The sequence below is a fragment of the Acinetobacter sp. AOR12_HL genome, from assembly GCF_027855275.1.
Lineage (GTDB): Bacteria > Pseudomonadota > Gammaproteobacteria > Pseudomonadales > Moraxellaceae > Acinetobacter > Acinetobacter baumannii.
In genome coordinates, this window is sequence record NZ_JAKTIJ010000007.1 from 12,748 (window position 1) to 31,699 (window position 18,952).

An 18,952-nucleotide genomic window follows, 5' to 3' on the forward strand; every position below is an offset into this window, starting at 1 on the left:
GTATGTATGAAAAATGATATATCTATATCGGAAGTAGAAAAGTCAACGATCCGTAAACTTTCTTTTCGTATTCTTCCTTTCCTCATTCTTTGTTATTTCATCGCATATATTGATCGGGTGAATATTGGTTTCGCCGCTTTAACCATGAACCAAGAAATTGGTTTAACTGCTACTGCCTTTGGTTTTGGTGCGACATTATTTTTTATTGCATATGTCATATTTGAAATTCCAAGTAACATGGCTATGGAAAAGCTAGGTGCACGTATCTGGATTGCCAGAATCATGATTACTTGGGGCATTGTCGGTTGCTGTACTGCCTTCATTACTGGCCCTATTTCATATGCAATTTCACGCTTTTTACTTGGTGCTGCCGAAGCCGGATTTTTCCCAGGCGTATTACTGTATTTAACACTATGGTTCCCTAAACGATATATGGCTCGAATTGTTGCCGTATTTATGGTTGCCATTCCTTTATCTAACTTTATCGGTTCACCATTATCTGCCTTACTGTTAGGCTTGCATGGTTTACTGGGTTTAAGTGGATGGCAAGTGCTTTTAATTCTTGAAGCATTACCTGCAATCCTTCTTGGTTTGTTGTGCCTTGTATGGCTGCCAAATACCGCAAATAATGTTAAATGGTTAAATCAAGAAGAAAAGGACTGGTTATCAAGCACTTTAACTTTTGAAAAAAATCAATTGTTGAACTCTGAAAAACAAGACAGTGCCGAACAGAAAAAGAGTAAGTTCAAGTTGCTGATTACCAATAAATATTTATGGTTCTTTGCAATTATTTATGCAGGAAGTTCAGCAACCAGCAATATTTTATCGTTATGGATGCCTCAGATTTTAAAAGCCTTCCATTTAACTGCCATGCAGACAGGTCTTTTAAATATGATTCCGTTTGGTTTAGCTGCCGCTTTCATGATTGTTTGGGGCGTACATGCCGATAAAAGTGGCAATAAGAGTCTCAACACAGCCATTCCATTATTTGTAACCAGTTTTGGTTTGCTCCTTACTATTTTTACCTCGTCTTTAACTTTGAGCTTACTTTTATTCTCACTCGTTTTGATGGGTAACTATGCCATTAAAGGTCCTTTCTGGGCATTGGTTTCTGAGCGTTTACCACCTACTTTAGTGGCTGTAGGTATTGCAGCGGTGAATACGATTGCGCATATTGGTACTGGGCTTATGAACTCTATTATGGGTATTGTAAAAGATTATTCGGGAAGCTTCCCTATTTCTCTTTTACCGTTATGTATGCTTACATTTACGGGTGCCATGATTGCGTTGTATTTGGGAAGAAAACCGACATTGCCAAAAGCGCAAAAGGTTCAAAAGTTGGTTTAGGTTTTAGAAATAAAAGATTTAATTAAAAGAGACCATTAATGGTCTCTTTTTTATTTATAACAAATATATAGAAGCTAAGATGGGTCAATATTTTCTTATTTGTATATGAAAACTATAAGCTTGTCTGTTTTTACTCCAACAAAAAAGCCCATCTTCCGATGAGCTTTTTATTTAATTAAGATTATCAAATGCATTAGGCTTTAAATTCTGCTAATACAAAGTTTTTTACTATTTCATCAAAATTAGGATTCAGAAGAGTTGGCTTGCTATTTTTTATAGTTTTATACCAATAACTCGCTGCAACTCCCATGCTAACCAAAGCTAACAATTTCATAGCTCACCTCACTTATTGGGAAGAGTGGAGTTTAAAATATCATTCGCGTTTGTAGCGTTCCAACTCGTTTCAGAGATGTTTCTGTATATTTTTTAAGCAAAATGTAAAGCTAATTCCTTTTAATTTATAAAAAAATTACTTAAATCTTTTCAACCATCTATCAAGAGTTTCTAAGTCATTAATACCATGCCTAATTAATAATTTAATAATATCAGAGGCGCATATAATAACTATTGGATGTTGATCTTCCATGATTTCTTTATAAGCCTGAGCTGCCACAAAAGAAGTGGTCACCAAAATACCAAACTGACGATATCTAAGGCGTGAAATTAGCCTAGAAATCTCTTTTACTCCCACAGATGATTCCAAAGCGTAACATTTAGCTTCAAGTGCAAATTCCACAAGAACCGCGGAAGCACCTTCTCCAATTCGATAATAACCAATTGCATCTCTACCACCATCTCGAGATTGACGTGTAAAGTCCATATTACCAGCAATAGCTGGTAACATCATTTCAGCTATTTTCCCTGCACATCTCTCAAAATTATATGGATCTTCTTTAAAAAAAGAATGTATTCTTTTAATCAGAATTTGACCTAATTGGGTTTCAGGTAACTGTTCATCACGTGTTCGATATTCAAGTGCTCTAGGGGCTTTTAAGGGTAGATATAGCCCTTGCTCAACCCATGTTTTCCAACTTGAAGGGCATGCTGAGCTTAAAGGATCACCTTTTACAATGTCAGAAATCCACTCTCTACTAATCATAGATTCATGTAATATAGTAAATTGAGCACGATAATTTTGAAATCTATTACCATTACGTAGTTTCCAGACAGCAACTAAATCACTGTTAGAGTCTAGGTGTGGAGCACCTGGCACAGCTAGACCTATAAAAACTACATCACGCCAACCACCACCTTTGGCAAAAATTAATATAGGTGGAACTTTTAAACGATCCTCAAGTTTACCATGAGCTAGTGCAAACATATTTTTTAATAAAAGATTCCCATATCGTGGTGTATCGTGAAGCTCATGACCAGGTTTCTTGTTGTCTCCAAAATAAGTAAAAATACCCGTTTCTTTATCAACCTCATCGGGCCAATCGGGGTCATTCATACTTGTCGTAAGGACGACTAACTTAGGTTCTGTTTTTTTACCAACTATGCGAAAGCCGCCTTGATTACTCACGGGTAATAAAAGATGCAAAGGATCATCCGATGCATTACCATTTCGTGCCCCTTGATATAAACAATCCACAAAGAGATTTGAAATAGTAAGCTGATCATGGGTAATGATTTTCATTCCACGCCCCATTTAAAATTAATCAATGAAGAAATTTGTCACTGTAATTAAGACCTATTCGTGTTTGATTCATCCCCAATTTCTGTAAAAAATTAAGAGCATATGCGTATCTAAGTTCTGCTATGACTGTTGCAACATATTGTTTAGTAGAAAGTAAAGATGTTGTATTATCTGTATCTTTACGGAGGCAAGTTAATTTAATTTGTCTAGAATCATCAAATATGCCTTGATTATGAGCATAAAAAATATCCCAAGTTGGGTTTTTTTTACCAACAGCTATTGAATATGCTTTAATTACTCCATTTGCATCTTGTAAAAATAGATAGTTATTAGTATTTGCTTCATCATTAGCTTTATTTACATTTAACTCTTCGTTTAATTGAACAGCTTTAAAGACAGTGTATTGCTCACCTATTCTTGCTTCCCAATCTCGTGAACGTTGTCCTGGTACTAAATCGCAAGAAGGCGACAAACATAGCCAAAATTTATCATCAATTTCTAATATTGAACCTGTGGTCAAATGAGTACTGCAAGGCGGGATTGAACACGAAAAAGCATTTAAATTAGATAATACCTCATGAGTTTGCTCATTATTAACTTTAAAAAATTTCTGAACAATTGCTTTTTCATCATTACTATTCTCAAGCATTAAACTTTCACATAGTTTTTTTGAGAAGTCTCTTAGATGAGGTTTACTAGCACGTCCCAATTGCTCCCAATGTATATCTATCGCTTTCTCATGTTCTGAAACATCTACCGATTTTTTCAATAAATTATACAGCCACCCTGCTTGAGCATATTTATTATTCGTAATTTTATTGGCCTGTTCTAACCCAATTTCATCAATATAGTGGCGAATTTTAGCAAGTAATAAAAACATTGGCGATGGATTAAATTTAACTAAGGACTTAAATAGTTGCTCATACAACTCTGCTTTAACAGGACCATCTTGCTTTCTTATTACCGTAATAAATATATTATCGGTACATATATAGTTAACTTCATTTTCCCAACCCCATTTTACCTCAGATATTTCACGTGTTCCTTTTAGCTCCTTAACTAATTTTAAAACAATTTTAGAACCGAACCATTGAGTAATATCTTTTATATGAATATTTTCATGATCAACTTTAATAGCATCGGTTAATTGCTGAATATCAGCTTTAAATGGATGAAAAAAATTAGTAGGTTTTTGAGGATAATATGCTTCTTTTTCATTATCAATATTTATAAGTTTAACAACATCCTTAATACCAAATTTACGCTTTAAAAATAAAAACCGATCTTCATTTGGGTCATTTTCAACCAACCAGTCTTCAACTATATCATCGAGATCATTATTTAATTCAAACAAATGTTTTTTAGTAACCTTTATAAAATCACATAAAATTTCGTCATAAACCTTTTCAATATCATCTTGAAGTCCATTTGTATGGACCATAACAATATTAAAATGCTGATTTCTATCTAATGAATGCAATATATCTCTAGCTTTCTCACTATCTATAGGATTAACATCACCATCAAGATGATAGTCAAGAATTACTAAATCACTATGTTTGAGCCTATCTGGTATATGAGACTCTATACTATCCTTTCCATCAAATACATCAACAGTCCACTTCATTTCTCCATGGCACATACTTATAATATTTTGCAGTCTGTCTAAATTCTCTACTTTATAGCTATTTTGCTCCCGATTTTGGATTACAGAGATAAGGTTAGTTAATGTTGGGTATTCATCATCTATTACCATTACACTTCTAATTGGTTCAATAAAAGCTTCTTCTATTAAATCTTTATATGCGATACTAGCTGTCATTATAAAAAACCTTAATGGTTCCCCATTCCCTTAAATTGAATTACAAAATTTGCGCCTGATAACAACTTTTTGTTGTCTATAGTTTCATATCTAATTTGATGACCACTTGCTTGAAGATTCTGTTTACACAAATATAGGCCCACACCTCGACCACCTCTTTGTTTACGAGTAAAAAATAATGAAAACAAACTATTTATATCATCCGGTTCTACACCTGGCCCACTATCTGAAATAATTACTTCCCCATTTCTAACGTCTAAAAGTATTTTCCTTTCTTGTTCACTGAACTGTGTCCAGTATTGAGCATTATTAATTAAATTAATGAATACTGGCATAATACGAGAAATATTATCCATTATCCTGATTTTCAGAAAATCACTAGATACATCTAATTTAATATTCTGACTCTCAAAATACTCAGAGAAATAATCATTTATATAATTATATATTTCTTTTCCAGTAATTTCTCTAATAATTTGCTCACCGGATAATTTAAGTGGTGATAAAAACTGTAGTTTGTTAATTAATGAACTATGTGTATCAGTTATTACTTGTAAAATATTTTTTTGTTTATCAGTCAAGTCTTCCTTAGCTAATAATTTCAAATTACCAGTAACAGTTTTATCTAGACTTTGTAGTTCATGACCAATTATTTCAACAGTAATACCGAGTTGAGCCAAACTATAAAATCTTGACAACTCACTTCTATATTTTTCTGATTCATTTAAACTATGAATAGCAACACCTTCAAGGTCTATCTGCTCATTAATTCGCTCTAATGCTGTAATATATGGTGTTAACTTTTGTGCGTTATCAACCTCTATTATTTCTTGACCCTCTTCCAGCTTTTGTAATGCGTCTTCAATAGTAATTCTTTGAAGTTTTACATCTTCAATTATAGACTCACCTAATACTTTAAACTGTTGTCGACAAGTTTTTATTAAATCATCTAGCTCATTAGACTGTTTAGATAGCATGCTCTTGCCTTGAGAGGCTAAATGAGTAATTTTATTATTTACACTCGATAATTTAGACCTATAAATCTCAGAAATTTTTTCAAAATCACTTCTATCTTTTGAATCTAAAATAGCTTGATTGACTACATTAATCAGATCTTTTACTAATTCTTTAGCCAATAATTCATGCTTTCTATACGCTCTATAATCATCAGCTAGTCGACCCAAATTAGTAGGAATAGGACTTAAAGAAAAAGATTGTGTAATTTCATTCAAATTATCAATTTTTTTCTTTAAAAGCTGAAGCTCATCTAAATTACTCATTTCTAAATGATGGCCAATAGTATTTTTATAGCTCTCTAACTCTTTAACATGCTGTAACAACGGTTCAGTTTTTTCCTTTATAGACTTTCTGATTCTTGATTTCTCTTTAGTTTGTAGTTTTCTTTTATCTTCTTCTGCTTTTTCTAAAGCTTTAGTTTCTCTTATTGCGGCAAGGTTAGGTGCTCTTAATTCTGATTTCGACCCTAAATACTTATCTGCAACATCTAATAGAATTTTTTCCACTATTTCACGGAAAATTTTAGAAGCTTTATTATCAATAAAGCCTTCTCGACCAGCTTTATCTTTTAAATTAGGGTTATTAGCACGAGTAATAGCAACTCGTCCAAACACACGTCTATTAGCCCAAAAATATCTACCAGCATTTTTAGAACGGCGATATTCAATTTCAAAATAATCATTATCTTCACGCCCGTATGGCATGACTCTTAATCCGTCGCGGTAAACCCTAAAACCTGCATACTTATCGGCTTGTTCCTTAAAATTCGAATGTTGTTCACTTGTTAATGAGGTACTGCCAATTTCTTGTTCAAAAGTGCCGATACGTAAATGAAAACCACCAACAAAAGAATCTCTACGGGTCTTATAGATTGCTTTAGGTGATAATTTAACATTTTCTATCCATTCACCAAAAACCTTAACTCTACCATTGAAATATCCTTGACTATCAACATTCCCTTCAAGAATATGCTCTAATTCTTCCAATTTACTTATATCAAACTCAATTGGATCCCCAAGAATAGTTTTTGGAAGGCTTTCATTCCAAACTTGAACAAGATATTTAAAATCTTTAATTGAAGATTCATTTTCTTTATTAAATGGATCTGTAAAATTAGATAAAGTTTGAAAAAAACGCTCACGTGCTAATTTCTCTGTATCTGGAGCATCTAGTAGAGGTATTGTTGACAACTGATAAATTAAATCGTCATTAAGTTGAGCTATAAACATCGCTGTTCCATGCGACTTTTCATTTATTGCTACTGACCAAACCTTAAAATGCTTTTCAAAAAAAACTTCCGAAATTAATGTATTAATGATCTTTTCTTTTGTAGTCTCTTCTTCAGAAATATCATTTTCTAGCTCTTGCTTTGTAAATTGATCCCAAGCTTGAGCAAGTCTTGTATTTCTATTTGGATCATCACTTTCACCCCAAATATTACCCATTAATGTATCAAATAGTTCAGGTAGTAAATTATATATCTCATCGAAATTCTCAAACTCCTTAATAGGGATTCTTAAATCATTTAAATAAATAAATGGATTTTCAAATAATCGCCAATCTATTAAGGCTGCAACAAATTTTCCATTTTTTCTTTTTGAAACTAATAATAATAGCGACCCTAAAGCAGCACTAGATAAACGGCCTATTCCTTTTTGACCTTGCTTGGGTCTTTTAGGTAGATCATTACGATCTTCAATAGTTACTTCAAATCCATCAGTTTTAGACTCTGTACCAACAGTTAACCACTTATTTTTAAATTCATTAATATCCATTCCATGCCCATCATCTACTACGCATGCAACTGGAATATCGCCATCAAAAATATGCAGTGCTACATTTTCAGCATAGGCATCATAAGCATTTTTCCATAATTCTGAAACTGCAGTAGGACAATCTGCAATTTGTTCACGCCCCAAATGATCAATTGTTCTAGCTCTTGTTTTAAAAAATGAATATTTTTCGTCTTCATTCATATTTAAACTCTCGAATATATCGTTAATCTAACTTTCACTTTAGTTTGTTTTTTTTAAGTTTAAACAAATTTGTTTAATTAAAATAGATCCTAATAGAGGTGGAACAGCATTACCAATTTGTTTTGCCTGATCTGTAGCATTACCATAAAAAATAAAATCATCTGGAAATGACTGTAATCGGGCTGCATGTCTTAATGTTATACCGTGATTTAACCAAGGATGAACAAACCTGCCTTTAGATGGATTGTTGCAACCTGCTGTAATTGTGTTACTAGGTTGATGAATAATAACACGCCCATATACATCTTTATGGCCTTTATATCCATTTGAATGGCATTTTAAACGATGTTTTTCACCTGCATCTTCACGACTCCCGTTTAGTTTAGTATCCATAAATCTGATTATCATATTTTCACTCGGTTTCATATGAATATTACATGGGTCATTTTTATCTAATTTTGTACCAAATTCTAAAGTACTCAAAATTTTATATGCTTCTTCTTCAGAAACTTTTAACTTTGGAACAAAATATTCTTCTATATATCTCTTAATAATACTGTTGGGTATTGGTTCAAAAACTGAGGAAGCAGTTCTCCAGATTGATGTTTTTCCAGAGGTCGGAGCAAAATGTGTTGGTTCTGGAGGAAATATAATATTTGAACAGTTTAAGTCTTTTCTAACCCCATATATAAAAACACGCTTACGGTTTTGAGGAACACCATAATCTTTTGCATTTAAAATATCACAAAATTGGATTTCATATCCTTCTGCTTGTGCTAATTCTAAAAATTTCTTTAAATAATCAGCATGCCTTTCCCATAATAAGCCAGAAACATTTTCTACTAAAAACGACTTTGGTCTAAACTCATGAACAACTTCAAAATATCTTAAAAGTAGTAAATTACGAGGGTCATCTACACCAGCATCTTTTATACGGTGCGTAGAAAATCCCTGACATGGAGGCCCACCTAATATTAAATCTAATTCGCCGACTTCTAAGTTTAGTTGTTTCCTTAGTTCAAATAAGTTAACTTGATTAATATCATTATTAATTAAATTTATATTAATTGCTTTTTCTTCAATAAAATTTCGACGGTATGTCTCGGCTGCTGCTTTATCCCATTCGATAGCTGCTACAACATCAACACCAGCTTGATGAGCTGCTAATGTAAATCCCCCTGCGCCGGCAAATAAGTCTATTGCTTTCAGTTGCATAGTTTAAACTTCTATTGAAGTACTCTAGTCCAAATAACATTAAATAATATCATGATTTTACAAGATAAAATTAAAATACATATCAGTAGCCTAAAAAAGAAACTAATGTCTTAAATTTATCTAAATAATTTATTCAATGATGATTTAAACCATTAATCCCTCTCCCCACCAAAAAACCTCTCCACCACCACATCTCTTTCTTCCAAACTCTTTGAGCTTAAAATCTGGAACATCAAGCCATCAATTAGGTTTAAAACCAAATTGGCATCGGGTTTTAATGCATGGGTTTCTAAACTAAAAATAAGGTCAAAAATCTCATGAAGTAGCCATTTCCTATACTCAACCGCCATACGGTAAGCGCTCGCATACATATGTTTAATTTCAAAAAAGGCTTTAAGCAAAAGGTAATATAGGCTATTAAAGTTAACGTGTAAGTTTATAATTTCTTTGAGTTTGTCCTTTGAAGTGCGGTAACGACTTGAGTAAATAATGGCAAGTACTTCTTCTTTCAGCAGGCTTTTTTGAAAAGCGATGCACATTTCAATTAACCGTTCTTTTGAGTGAAAGTAATTATAAAAAGTCGCCTTGGTTATTTTGGCTTCTTTAATAATAAGGTCTACGCCCGTCGTGTGAAAACCGTAAGTAACAAATAGGCGTATGGCAGTATGAATAACCTGTAATTTTTTGGAAGAAGTTTTTAAATTTTGCATAGTTTTACCGTTATAAATTCTTGTTGTTTCTAAAAGAGAATAAAAAGCCTGTGCCTTTTCTGGGAGAAAAAAAGGCACAGCAAAGCCGTAAAGACTGTGCTTGGCACATCTCAAGTTTTATTGTTGCTAAGTTTTTGGTCGTGACGATTTAAAGCCTGAAAAGCCTATAGGCGATCAAACTGCTTTAAAGTGATTTAAGTTGTGTCGAGATAGATTTTGACAGTGACTGCCAATAATTTATGAATGTGCATAGCCAACTCCTTCTTTTGGGAGTTCTGCCGAAACATTATAAATTATGGTGGCAGAACGGAAGCAGGTTGACGGACTGGGTTCGACATCCAGCACACCCGAAGGTGTCCCACTCCCGTCCTACCGCTATGGGAGGGAACGGGTGTGCACACAAGACTACTCCTCAGAAGAAATAATCCTGATGTGGTCGAATCATCGGTCCGTCAAAACCGACTGGCAATGTAGGCCAGCCCGCAAATGGTAATCTTCAATATTTGAGCTGTCAATGTGAAATTGGCTAGAAATTATTTAATTAATTATTGTTTTTCATTGTATTAGGTACTTTATCTAAACATTATATAAAGTAATATTGAACACTGTTTTATAAGCACAAGCTTCCGCCTCTATTTTTTTTCAAATGTTGTATACGCCAAGTCCCCTTATACACCTATAAGCTTAACTTAATAAAAATGATTAAGAAGTATTAGATAAATATTGCATTTTTTTTAATAAATAAGCTATTTTTATATGCATAAAGTTGTATATACATGTTAGGTTGTGACTATACATATAAAACTATGCATAGCCATAACGCCAGATACGCTTTATCACAAAATTTAATATTGAGAACCGGGCATTTTGTCCGTTTGTTCTCCTCTAAATAAGAACTGACTATTGAGGCAAAACATGGATTGTTTATTTAATAAATCTTTCGAAAAGACGATGAAAGGATTTCAAAAACTGGTGTTGGGGGCACCCCTCCTCATTACCGCCCAAACAAGTTTTGCCGATTGGATTAAAGATTCTGTTTCTAAAAATGAATCAAAAACTATTCAAATTCGCCATTATATTCATGAGCATCCAGAACTTGGGAACATGGAGTTCAACACTTCAAAATTAGTGCAAAATGAGTTGAAGTCTTATGGGATCGAAGTTCGAAAAGGATTTGCCAAAACAGGTGTTATTGGAATCTTAAAAGGCGATCTGCCTGGTCCCGTTATGGCATTAAGAGCAGACATGGATGCCTTACCCATCGAAGAAAAAACAAATTTGAGTTATGCAAGCAAAGTAAAAGCACAATATCAAGGTGAGTTACAACCTGTTATGCATGCATGTGGTCATGACGCACATACGGCTATGCTATTGGGTGCAGCAAAAATACTTGCAGAAAACAAGAATAGACTCGCAGGCACTGTTGTTTTTGTTTTCCAACCTTCTGAAGAAGGAGCTGCTGATTTGGCTGGTTTTAGCCAAGGTGACCAAATCGGCTCAAGAAAGATGATTACAGACGGCGCTCTTAAAAAACCAGAACCTGAAGTCATGTTTGGTATCCATGTCGTTTCAGGTATTCCAAGTGGCAGCATTTTCTATAAAGATGAAGCTATGCTTAATAGTGCTGATGAATTCCGCATTAAACTGACTGGACAGCAAGTGCATGCTTCTATGCCATGGGCTGGTCGAGATCCAATTGTGGCATCTGCTGCCATTATTAATAATATTCAAACGATGATCAGTCGCCGTTCTGATCTTACTAAAGGTATGGCCGTGATAACGGTAGGACATATTTCCGGCGGAACTGCGGCCAACATTATTCCGAAAGAAGTTGATATGGAAGGTACTATTCGTACCAATAACGAAGATATCCGTCAAAATATTCTTCAACAATTGCCTGAAATGGTCACTCATACTGCACTTGCAAACAATGTAAAAGCTGATATTGAACTCTCGCCTTATGCACCTGTAACTTATAACAATAAAATGTTAACTCAATTAATTTTGCCTACATTAGAAAATACGGTTGGTAAAAATAATTTGCATCGTATGGAGACTAATGCAAGTGCAAGTGATGACTTTGCACACTATGGCAAGCTTATGCCCTCGCTTTATATTTCACTCGGTGCGACTCCTAAAAATCAAGATATGAGTAAAGCAGCTCCTAACCATAGTCGAGAATTTATTGTAGATGATGCAACTTTAAAAACAGGTGTTGAGTCTCATATACGTTTTGTTATGGATTATCCTGCTATTGCTAGTCAGGTACAAAAAGCTTGGAGAAATGATAAGAAATAATTTTTATTAGTTAATCGCTTCACTCATTTTATATGGGTGTGAGCGATTAATAGAAAAATATTAGATTTCTATTTATAAATCATAATTAAAATTATAAAAACAATGCATAAAAACAATAAATTACAAGAAAAACAATATTAAATTGATTTTATCAAAACAGCTATATTCTATATGAATATATAGTAAAAAATTATACAATATTGATACCTATTTTTTAATGTTATTAATTAATCTCTTAACTAATAAAATAGGTAAAACTGTAATGTATAAATTTTTAGCACTTTCTTTTATTAGTATAGGTCTGGTTGCTTGCAATAAAACTAGTGAGGATTCTGCATTAACTATAAATAATCAGGAATATATGCCGAAACACCAACTAACAGCTAATAAATATATTTATGAATACAACAATATTATTTATAACTTACCTAACAACCATGATCAAAAATCAATCAATTTAAAATTAAAAAAATTATTAAATACCATGCCATCTAATGAAGATAATTTAGCCATTTTAAAAACTAAAAGGAAAATTCTTATTCGTCTAGGTTGTCTTGAACAAGCATATGCCATTACAGAAAAAATGTTAACGAAAGCTAATAATTCCAAACTTCAAGAAACGCAATGTATTTTCTTAAAACGGATGAAAAAAGATATATCACTTATAAAGCAATGTTATGAAAAAACTGCGTCCAGCTATTTAAACGAAATAAACCTAATTCCTAAAGCACAGTTATGGTACCAATATGCATTATGGGGGAATTATGCGGCAATGTACCACGCTGGTCATAAAGAATATAAGCTTAAGCTACTCGAACTAATTAACTATCATAATAATGAAGATCATCGTTTAACATACCGACAAATGTATGAAAGCGTAGTGAATCCGTCAATTTTACAAAAAAGAATCGACCGGATTCCTTATAGCCCTGAATGTCGTTAACAACTCTTTAACCTTCAGATTTTCACCTAAAAATTTTGGAGCATTTACCCATCCATATTTTCATTATCCGAAGCATCATCTTTATTTAAAATACGCCCTTCTTGTTTTGGTCGAATTAATGGTGCTGTTGGTCTCGGATGATGCGCATGCGTATATTGCATACCCGCTCCGGCATATACATCATCGGCGGCAATTTCAGTTTCAAAACGCTCATTGTCCAAATCTCGAATTTCTTCGGTAATTCGCTCTACCTCGTCTTCATCTACACCTAGTTCTTGTAAAATAACACCCCCAAATTTGATGGCAGACTCAAAAGTTTCACGAATCATGTAGTCTACTTTTTGTTTGACTAAATGTAGTGAATGTTCACGATCATATGAACGAACTAATAATTTTGCCAACGGAAATTCATGAGTCACAAGTTCTACAATTCTATTGGTAGTTTCTTTACTATCTACACATACAACAATTGCTTGTGCGGTTGCGGCTCCAGACGCATGTAGAATATCTAAACGGCAACCATCACCATAATAAATTTTAAAACCAAATCTTTCAGCATTTCGGATCATGTCGGTATTATTATCAATAATGGTGACGTCTACTCCTCTTGCCAACAATAATTGACTGGTTACCTGCCCAAATCGCCCGAAACCGATCATTAAAACATTACCAGCTAAACCCTCGGCAATATTGATATTTTCTAATGAAACATTCGCCTTAGATTGAGTAAAACGCTTAAAAATAATACCTACAATTGGGGTTAACACCATTGAAAGTACAACAATAGCAGTCAGGTTTGATTTAATAGTACTATCAATGACTTGTGCACTTAATGCGGCAGAAAAAAGTACAAAGGCAAACTCGCCACCTTGAGCCATCAATAAGGCACGATCTAAGGCCTCAGTATGAGAACTTTTAGTTAGCCGCGCGACCATATAAATCATGATGGCTTTAGCAAACATGAGAGCAATTACGCTACTTACAATAAGCTGCCAATTTTGAGCAACCACTGATAAATCCAGGGACATGCCAACCCCAAGGAAAAAGAGGCCTAACAGGATTCCACGGAAAGGTTCAATATCAGCTTCAATTTGATGCCTAAAGGTAGATTCAGATAGCAACACACCAGCCAAGAAAGCGCCCATTGCCATAGTCAAACCGCTCACTTGCATGAGCAATGCAGCACCCAATACCACCAGCAAAGCGGCAGCGGTCATCACTTCTCTTGCTTTAGCGGCAGCCAAGATTCTAAATAATGGATTAAGTAACCAATGCCCTGCTGCAATCAGACCTGCAATGGCCAATAAACCAATTCCTATATTTTCTAAACGTACCGATGTGCTTTCGACCACATGATTCGGTGCCATAAAAGCAACAATAGCCAGCAATGGCACAATCAATAAATCTTCAAATAATAAGATGGCTACAATTTTTTGCCCACGAGGCTGAGTCAAATCGCCACGATCGCCCAGTAGTTGCATCACAATAGCAGTCGATGTTAATACAAACCCTGCTGCGCCGATAAAAGCAACTTGCCACGTAAAACCAAATAGCAAACCTACGCCTGTTAATGCCACAGCACAGCTTATGATTTGTAGTGTTCCTAGCCCAAAAATTTCCCGTCGTAGACTCCATAAATGTGATGGCTGCATTTCAAGACCAATCACAAATAGGTACATCACAATGCCCAACTCGGCAATATGTAAGATTGCGGTGGAATCTTGGAAAAATGCAAAACCGAAAGGGCCAATAATTAGACCCGCAATGAGATAACCTAATACCGAACCTAAACCAATACGTTTAAAAATAGGGACTGCAATTACCGCGGCCGCCAATAAAACTACAGGGGCAATCAAGCTAATTGAATGTGCTTCTGAACTCATATACTACTCATCTTTTGATTTATCTTTTTGTATTTATTTAAATTCTCACCCTCTCCTTGCTGTAAATTAAACGTAATTTCCTATATAAAAAAAGCATGCTTTTGATTGTTGGTAACTTATAAAAAGTACTTTTTAAATGTTATTAGGCACCCTCTACAACTAGTTAAAAAGCCCAATAACCTTATATAGATATACAAAAGAATCTAAAGGAATACCTTTAGATTCTTGTCATTATTTTACTTAGCTTTATAGGTAAACTTAATTAAAGCCCCTGGGTTTTCCAACTGGTTTGTAACGGAACCATCATCTTTTTGAACATTACCTTCCGGGTCAGTTAAGACATATAAAGTATTCCCTTCAGGGTTTGCAATAACATCACGATAGCGATTGTTACTCTTGAACATCGGAATAGCATCATCATAGGTCGTGCTATATGTCTGATCCATCTTAATACGGAAAATAACCCCACGTTTTAAAGATGGAACAAGCAAAGTATTTTCCCAACCTGGAATTGCTTTTTTACCGCCCGTATAAACATAAGCTGAAGATGGAGCTACCGTTGGCCAGCAGATATAAGTCATATCGCCACACATCGGGTCGTTATAGTTATAAGTATCCTGAACGGTAAATAAGGTCTTCAAAGGTGCAATAAAGTTTTTACCAGTCCATTCAGACTCTTTTGTTACTGGAACACCCGCCGCTACTTTTATGCCGTTTTGTCCTAAATCTTTAATTTGAGATTTATTGGTTGCGGCTGAATAGTTTGCATAGGCATAACCACTGTCATCTTTATAGCCTGCCACATTAGGCCAACCGTAGTTCCCACCCTTAACAACCAAATTAATTTCATCGTCAGAATTTGGGCCTTGCTCAGCTTGTAAGAGCTTACCATTTGGTGCAAATGCCAAACCTTGTGGGTTACGATGACCTAGTGTGTAAACATGACTTGTAACACCATTAAAACTTGGGTTATCACGAGGGATACTACCATCCAAATTTAAACGCAGGACTTTACCAGAATAGGCATGGAAGTCTTTATTCTTTAATTCTTGTTGGGTTGGAAGAATTTGGGCATAGTTTGGCTCAAACAAATAGGTTAACTGGTTATGGCCTTGGTCACCTAAAGTGTAATAAATCTTATGGTCCGGTCCAATCACTAAACGACCAGCCTGATGGTCTTTAGAAGAAGGTAACCCTGCTAATAAATCAACTGGGTTTTGCAAGGTATCTGTTGATTTATTATAGGTGTATCTTCTAATAATTGTCTGATTTGGAGAGTTTTTGTCTGTTGCCTGAGGATTTTTAAAAGTTCCAGATATATAAATATATGGGTTATTTTTAAAATCAGGATGAAATGCAAAACCTAATAAGCCGTTTTGTGCATGCGGATCATTAATAATACCAGGTACTTGAAATACTGTTTTAACCGCACCAGTTTCTGGATTTACTCGTAAGATTTTGCCTGTCACAAGTTCAGTCAACCAAATCTGGTTATCCGGTCCCCAGACTAAAGCATGAGGTTTATTTAAATTTGATAAAAGAACCTTTTTTTCAAAATTTTCAGTTTTTGCTTTTGCAAATTGCGCTGGAGTTAAGGGAACATCAGCCAATGCATTAGACATTGTAAAAAGCTGGACCGAACCTAAAAAAGCAATGTTTAGTAATAAGTGTTTATTCATAATTTTCACCGTATTCAAAGTTAATGCTTTCGTTTTTAGCACTTTAGTCTGTAGTTAAACTTTCATTATTATGAAATTATCAAAAACCGAATAAAATCCATATTAATGAGACACACTATCTCAAAAATGACTTAATCTTGAGTTGAAGACCAAATCTCATTAAGAACAAATTCACTTGTCTTGAATATTATTCAAAACCGGGTCTTTCATTAATAAGTGTTTCGAACTCCTCCGATAAAAAATCTAATAGTGCTCGAACGCTTGGCAATAGCCCTTTTCGCGAGGGGTAAACTGCATGCATAATGCTATTTTTTAATTCCCAATTTGGCATTAAATTAATTAATTCACCACGCTCAATTTCTTTATAAATCAGGGCAAAAGGTAATTGAGCAATCCCAACTCCTCTTAATACCGCATCTCGTACACCAATCATGTCGTTCACAATCAAACGTGGTGTATGTATAACTTTTTCGATTTTACCATTCTCTCGGCTGTATAGTGTCCATATACTTTTTTGTTCCGAGTTACCTAACCCAATTGAAGGATAACCACATAGATCTAATGGGGTTTCGGGCATACCATGTTGCTGGACCAGCTCACAATGCCCCACTATACATTGCGGATTTTTTGCAAAAATCTTCATGACCTGATCGGAATCTTCCAAGGGTGGAAATCTAATTCTTAACGCGATATCTATTCCGTCATTTAACAGGTCAATATTCTTATTGGTTACTTCAAGATGAATATTAACTTGGGGATACAACCTCATAAATTTTGAAATCATATCTGCAATGTGGTCATATAACCATGCAGGCGGGCAACTGACTCTTATTACCCCACAAGGTTCTGCCTGATTTCTTTCAATGACTTGCTGTGCAGCTTCTGCACCTAAAATCATATTTTGGCATTGATGATAGTATTCTCGTCCTAACTCGGTTACATCAAATTGACGAGTATTTCTATTGATTAATCTTACCCCTAACCTTTCTTCTAATAATAAAATGCGGCGGCTTAACTTAGATTTTGGAATATCAATTTCGCGACTAGCAGAAGCAAACCCTCCATGTTGTACAACTTTTACAAAATAATAAAGATCATTTAAATCTGTTTTCATGCAATTACCACTGTTTCAATTTTAGGATTCTTTAGCCTAATTTTGTGTAGTTCCGTCCTTTCTCACTTAATTATATAGTTCATAAGTGGCCAAACTTATGGCACAAAAATAATATTTGTATTATTTAATTATATTTAATAAAGGTGAAAAAAATGACTAGTGAAAACATCCGTGACCCAAAACAAGATCATCTTTTAACTCCAGAAAACTCTGCTTTTATTGTCATTGATTATCAACCGGTTCAAGTAAACTCTATTGCTTCGATGGATCGTCAACTGTTGATTAATAATATTGTAGGCACGGCAAAAGCTGCCATTGTTTATAATTTGCCAATTATCCATTCAACCGTAAATGTTAAGACTGGTTTAAATAAACCACCGATTCCACAGTTGAGTAAGGTTTTGAAAGATTACCCTACCTATGACCGTACAAGTATTAACTCTTGGGAAGATACCGAATTTAAAGAAGCCGTAAAAGCAACAGGCCGTAGAAAACTCATTATGACAGCGCTTTGGACTGAAGCTTGCTTAACATTTCCTGCACTAGACGCCCTAGCTGAAGGATATGAAGTATATGTTGTGGTAGATGCTGTAGGTGGTACTTCTGTTGCAGCGCATGAAGCTGCTTTACGCCGTATTGAACAAGCAGGCGGCAAAATGATCAGTGTTGCTCAGTTATTCTGTGAACTGCAACGTGATTGGAAACGCTCAGAAACTGTACCTCAATTTATGAAATTATTTATTGAGACTGGTGGTACAGCGGGTATCCAATTCTCTTACGACAAAGCTGAATAAAAGTTTTGTATTGTCCCTATTCAAAGGATACACATCAAAATGAGTGCTGTTTATTTAGTAGTGGGACTTCGAGCAAAACCAGAAAAGATTGATCAGGTCAGAAGTGATCTTATTGAAGTGGTAGCTCCATCCCGTAAAGAAAGCGGCTGTATCACTTATGAATTATTCCAAGATCAAAATGATCCTAGTCTATTTATATTTTATGAACATTGGGCTAGTGAAAAAGATCAGGAACATCATCATAATTTTGGACCACATATCCAAAACTTTCAAAAAGAAGGCATGGGTAACGTTGAAAAAATAGAATTTTTTCATCGGCTTCAAGCGCTGGCTTAGTATCAATTTAAATTATTAAATTTTTAATCTTTTGTACCTCCTTTTAAGGAGGTACTTTTATCTAAAATAAAGAAAGACCGTCAATTTTTTTATTGAAACCCCTTCGTTAAGAGCTTTTTATTTAGCTTGCATTATTTCCATTTTTATTTATGATTGAGTAATCACTCAATTATTTTATTTGT

At 34.5% G+C, this 18,952-nt stretch carries 14 protein-coding genes; 5 read left to right on the top strand and 9 right to left on the bottom strand.

Annotation, left to right across the window (positions count from 1 at the left end; translation table 11 throughout):
* The first annotated feature begins 6 nt into the window (after positions 1-6).
* Entirely contained in the window at positions 7-1,347 is a 1,341-nt protein-coding gene (locus MKL36_RS02500) for an MFS transporter (protein ID WP_000786782.1), read from the top strand.
* 193 nt (positions 1,348-1,540) lie between these two features.
* On the opposite strand, the gene MKL36_RS02505 is transcribed toward MKL36_RS02500, so the two are convergent.
* The 6 genes from MKL36_RS02505 to MKL36_RS02530 all read right to left on the bottom strand — a co-directional run bounded on the left by MKL36_RS02505 (position 1,541) and on the right by MKL36_RS02530 (position 9,723).
* Positions 1,541-1,681 (bottom strand): hypothetical protein, encoded by a 141-nt coding sequence (locus MKL36_RS02505; RefSeq protein ID WP_000770271.1) that lies wholly within the window; start codon positions 1,679-1,681, stop codon positions 1,541-1,543.
* Positions 1,682-1,816: 135 nt separating this feature from the next.
* On the bottom strand, positions 1,817-2,983 hold the full coding sequence (locus tag MKL36_RS02510; protein ID WP_000692248.1) for a restriction endonuclease: 1,167 nt from the start codon (positions 2,981-2,983) through the stop codon (positions 1,817-1,819).
* Positions 2,984-3,005: 22 nt separating this feature from the next.
* On the bottom strand, positions 3,006-4,805 hold the full coding sequence (locus MKL36_RS02515) for a response regulator receiver domain (protein WP_021510953.1): 1,800 nt from the start codon (positions 4,803-4,805) through the stop codon (positions 3,006-3,008).
* 11 nt (positions 4,806-4,816) lie between these two features.
* Positions 4,817-7,798 (bottom strand): ATP-binding protein, encoded by a 2,982-nt coding sequence (locus MKL36_RS02520; RefSeq protein ID WP_021510954.1) that lies wholly within the window; start codon positions 7,796-7,798, stop codon positions 4,817-4,819.
* Positions 7,799-7,837: 39 nt separating this feature from the next.
* Positions 7,838-9,013, bottom strand: coding sequence for a DNA cytosine methyltransferase (locus MKL36_RS02525; RefSeq protein WP_001176101.1), 1,176 nt, complete (start codon positions 9,011-9,013; stop codon positions 7,838-7,840).
* 152 nt (positions 9,014-9,165) lie between these two features.
* Positions 9,166-9,723 (bottom strand): TetR/AcrR family transcriptional regulator, encoded by a 558-nt coding sequence (locus MKL36_RS02530; RefSeq protein ID WP_178943601.1) that lies wholly within the window; start codon positions 9,721-9,723, stop codon positions 9,166-9,168.
* Positions 9,724-10,638: 915 nt separating this feature from the next.
* Between MKL36_RS02530 and MKL36_RS02535 the strand changes: the two genes are divergently transcribed.
* Both MKL36_RS02535 and MKL36_RS02540 read left to right on the top strand, forming a co-directional pair.
* Positions 10,639-12,021 (top strand): amidohydrolase, encoded by a 1,383-nt coding sequence (locus MKL36_RS02535; RefSeq protein ID WP_021510956.1) that lies wholly within the window; start codon positions 10,639-10,641, stop codon positions 12,019-12,021.
* 262 nt (positions 12,022-12,283) lie between these two features.
* The gene (locus MKL36_RS02540; protein WP_031222685.1) at positions 12,284-12,964 is read left to right on the top strand and encodes a hypothetical protein; all 681 of its coding nucleotides are present in this window, start codon (positions 12,284-12,286) and stop codon (positions 12,962-12,964) included.
* Between the two features lie 44 nt (positions 12,965-13,008).
* Here the strand turns inward: MKL36_RS02540 and MKL36_RS02545 are convergent, their stop codons facing one another.
* From MKL36_RS02545 to MKL36_RS02555, 3 genes are all read right to left on the bottom strand, one after another.
* Positions 13,009-14,847, bottom strand: a complete 1,839-nt coding sequence (locus tag MKL36_RS02545; RefSeq protein ID WP_021510958.1) for a monovalent cation:proton antiporter-2 (CPA2) family protein — start codon at positions 14,845-14,847, stop codon at positions 13,009-13,011.
* 236 nt (positions 14,848-15,083) lie between these two features.
* A complete protein-coding gene (locus MKL36_RS02550) occupies positions 15,084-16,526 on the bottom strand; it encodes a glucose/sorbosone family PQQ-dependent dehydrogenase (protein ID WP_021510959.1) in 1,443 nt (480 codons plus the stop codon).
* Between the two features lie 187 nt (positions 16,527-16,713).
* The gene (locus MKL36_RS02555; protein ID WP_000845355.1) at positions 16,714-17,640 is read right to left on the bottom strand and encodes a LysR substrate-binding domain-containing protein; all 927 of its coding nucleotides are present in this window, start codon (positions 17,638-17,640) and stop codon (positions 16,714-16,716) included.
* A gap of 152 nt (positions 17,641-17,792) precedes the next feature.
* Here MKL36_RS02555 and MKL36_RS02560 point away from each other — a divergent pair, with 152 nt between their 5' ends.
* Complete coding sequence (locus MKL36_RS02560) at positions 17,793-18,434, top strand: hydrolase (protein ID WP_000200064.1); 642 nt, start codon at positions 17,793-17,795, stop codon at positions 18,432-18,434.
* Positions 18,435-18,473: 39 nt separating this feature from the next.
* Positions 18,474-18,770, top strand: a complete 297-nt coding sequence (locus MKL36_RS02565) for a putative quinol monooxygenase (RefSeq protein WP_001277233.1) — start codon at positions 18,474-18,476, stop codon at positions 18,768-18,770.
* Positions 18,771-18,952 lie beyond the last annotated feature (182 nt).

Coding starts and splice junctions, on each gene's coding strand:
- MKL36_RS02500 (WP_000786782.1), top strand. CDS start 7: ATGAAAAATGATATATCTATATCGGAAGTAGAAAAGTCAACGATCCGT.
- MKL36_RS02505 (WP_000770271.1), bottom strand. CDS start 1,681: ATGAAATTGTTAGCTTTGGTTAGCATGGGAGTTGCAGCGAGTTATTGG.
- MKL36_RS02510 (WP_000692248.1), bottom strand. CDS start 2,983: ATGAAAATCATTACCCATGATCAGCTTACTATTTCAAATCTCTTTGTG.
- MKL36_RS02515 (WP_021510953.1), bottom strand. CDS start 4,805: ATGACAGCTAGTATCGCATATAAAGATTTAATAGAAGAAGCTTTTATT.
- MKL36_RS02520 (WP_021510954.1), bottom strand. CDS start 7,798: ATGAATGAAGACGAAAAATATTCATTTTTTAAAACAAGAGCTAGAACA.
- MKL36_RS02525 (WP_001176101.1), bottom strand. CDS start 9,013: ATGCAACTGAAAGCAATAGACTTATTTGCCGGCGCAGGGGGATTTACA.
- MKL36_RS02530 (WP_178943601.1), bottom strand. CDS start 9,723: ATGCAAAATTTAAAAACTTCTTCCAAAAAATTACAGGTTATTCATACT.
- MKL36_RS02535 (WP_021510956.1), top strand. CDS start 10,639: ATGGATTGTTTATTTAATAAATCTTTCGAAAAGACGATGAAAGGATTT.
- MKL36_RS02540 (WP_031222685.1), top strand. CDS start 12,284: ATGTATAAATTTTTAGCACTTTCTTTTATTAGTATAGGTCTGGTTGCT.
- MKL36_RS02545 (WP_021510958.1), bottom strand. CDS start 14,847: ATGAGTTCAGAAGCACATTCAATTAGCTTGATTGCCCCTGTAGTTTTA.
- MKL36_RS02550 (WP_021510959.1), bottom strand. CDS start 16,526: ATGAATAAACACTTATTACTAAACATTGCTTTTTTAGGTTCGGTCCAG.
- MKL36_RS02555 (WP_000845355.1), bottom strand. CDS start 17,640: ATGAAAACAGATTTAAATGATCTTTATTATTTTGTAAAAGTTGTACAA.
- MKL36_RS02560 (WP_000200064.1), top strand. CDS start 17,793: ATGACTAGTGAAAACATCCGTGACCCAAAACAAGATCATCTTTTAACT.
- MKL36_RS02565 (WP_001277233.1), top strand. CDS start 18,474: ATGAGTGCTGTTTATTTAGTAGTGGGACTTCGAGCAAAACCAGAAAAG.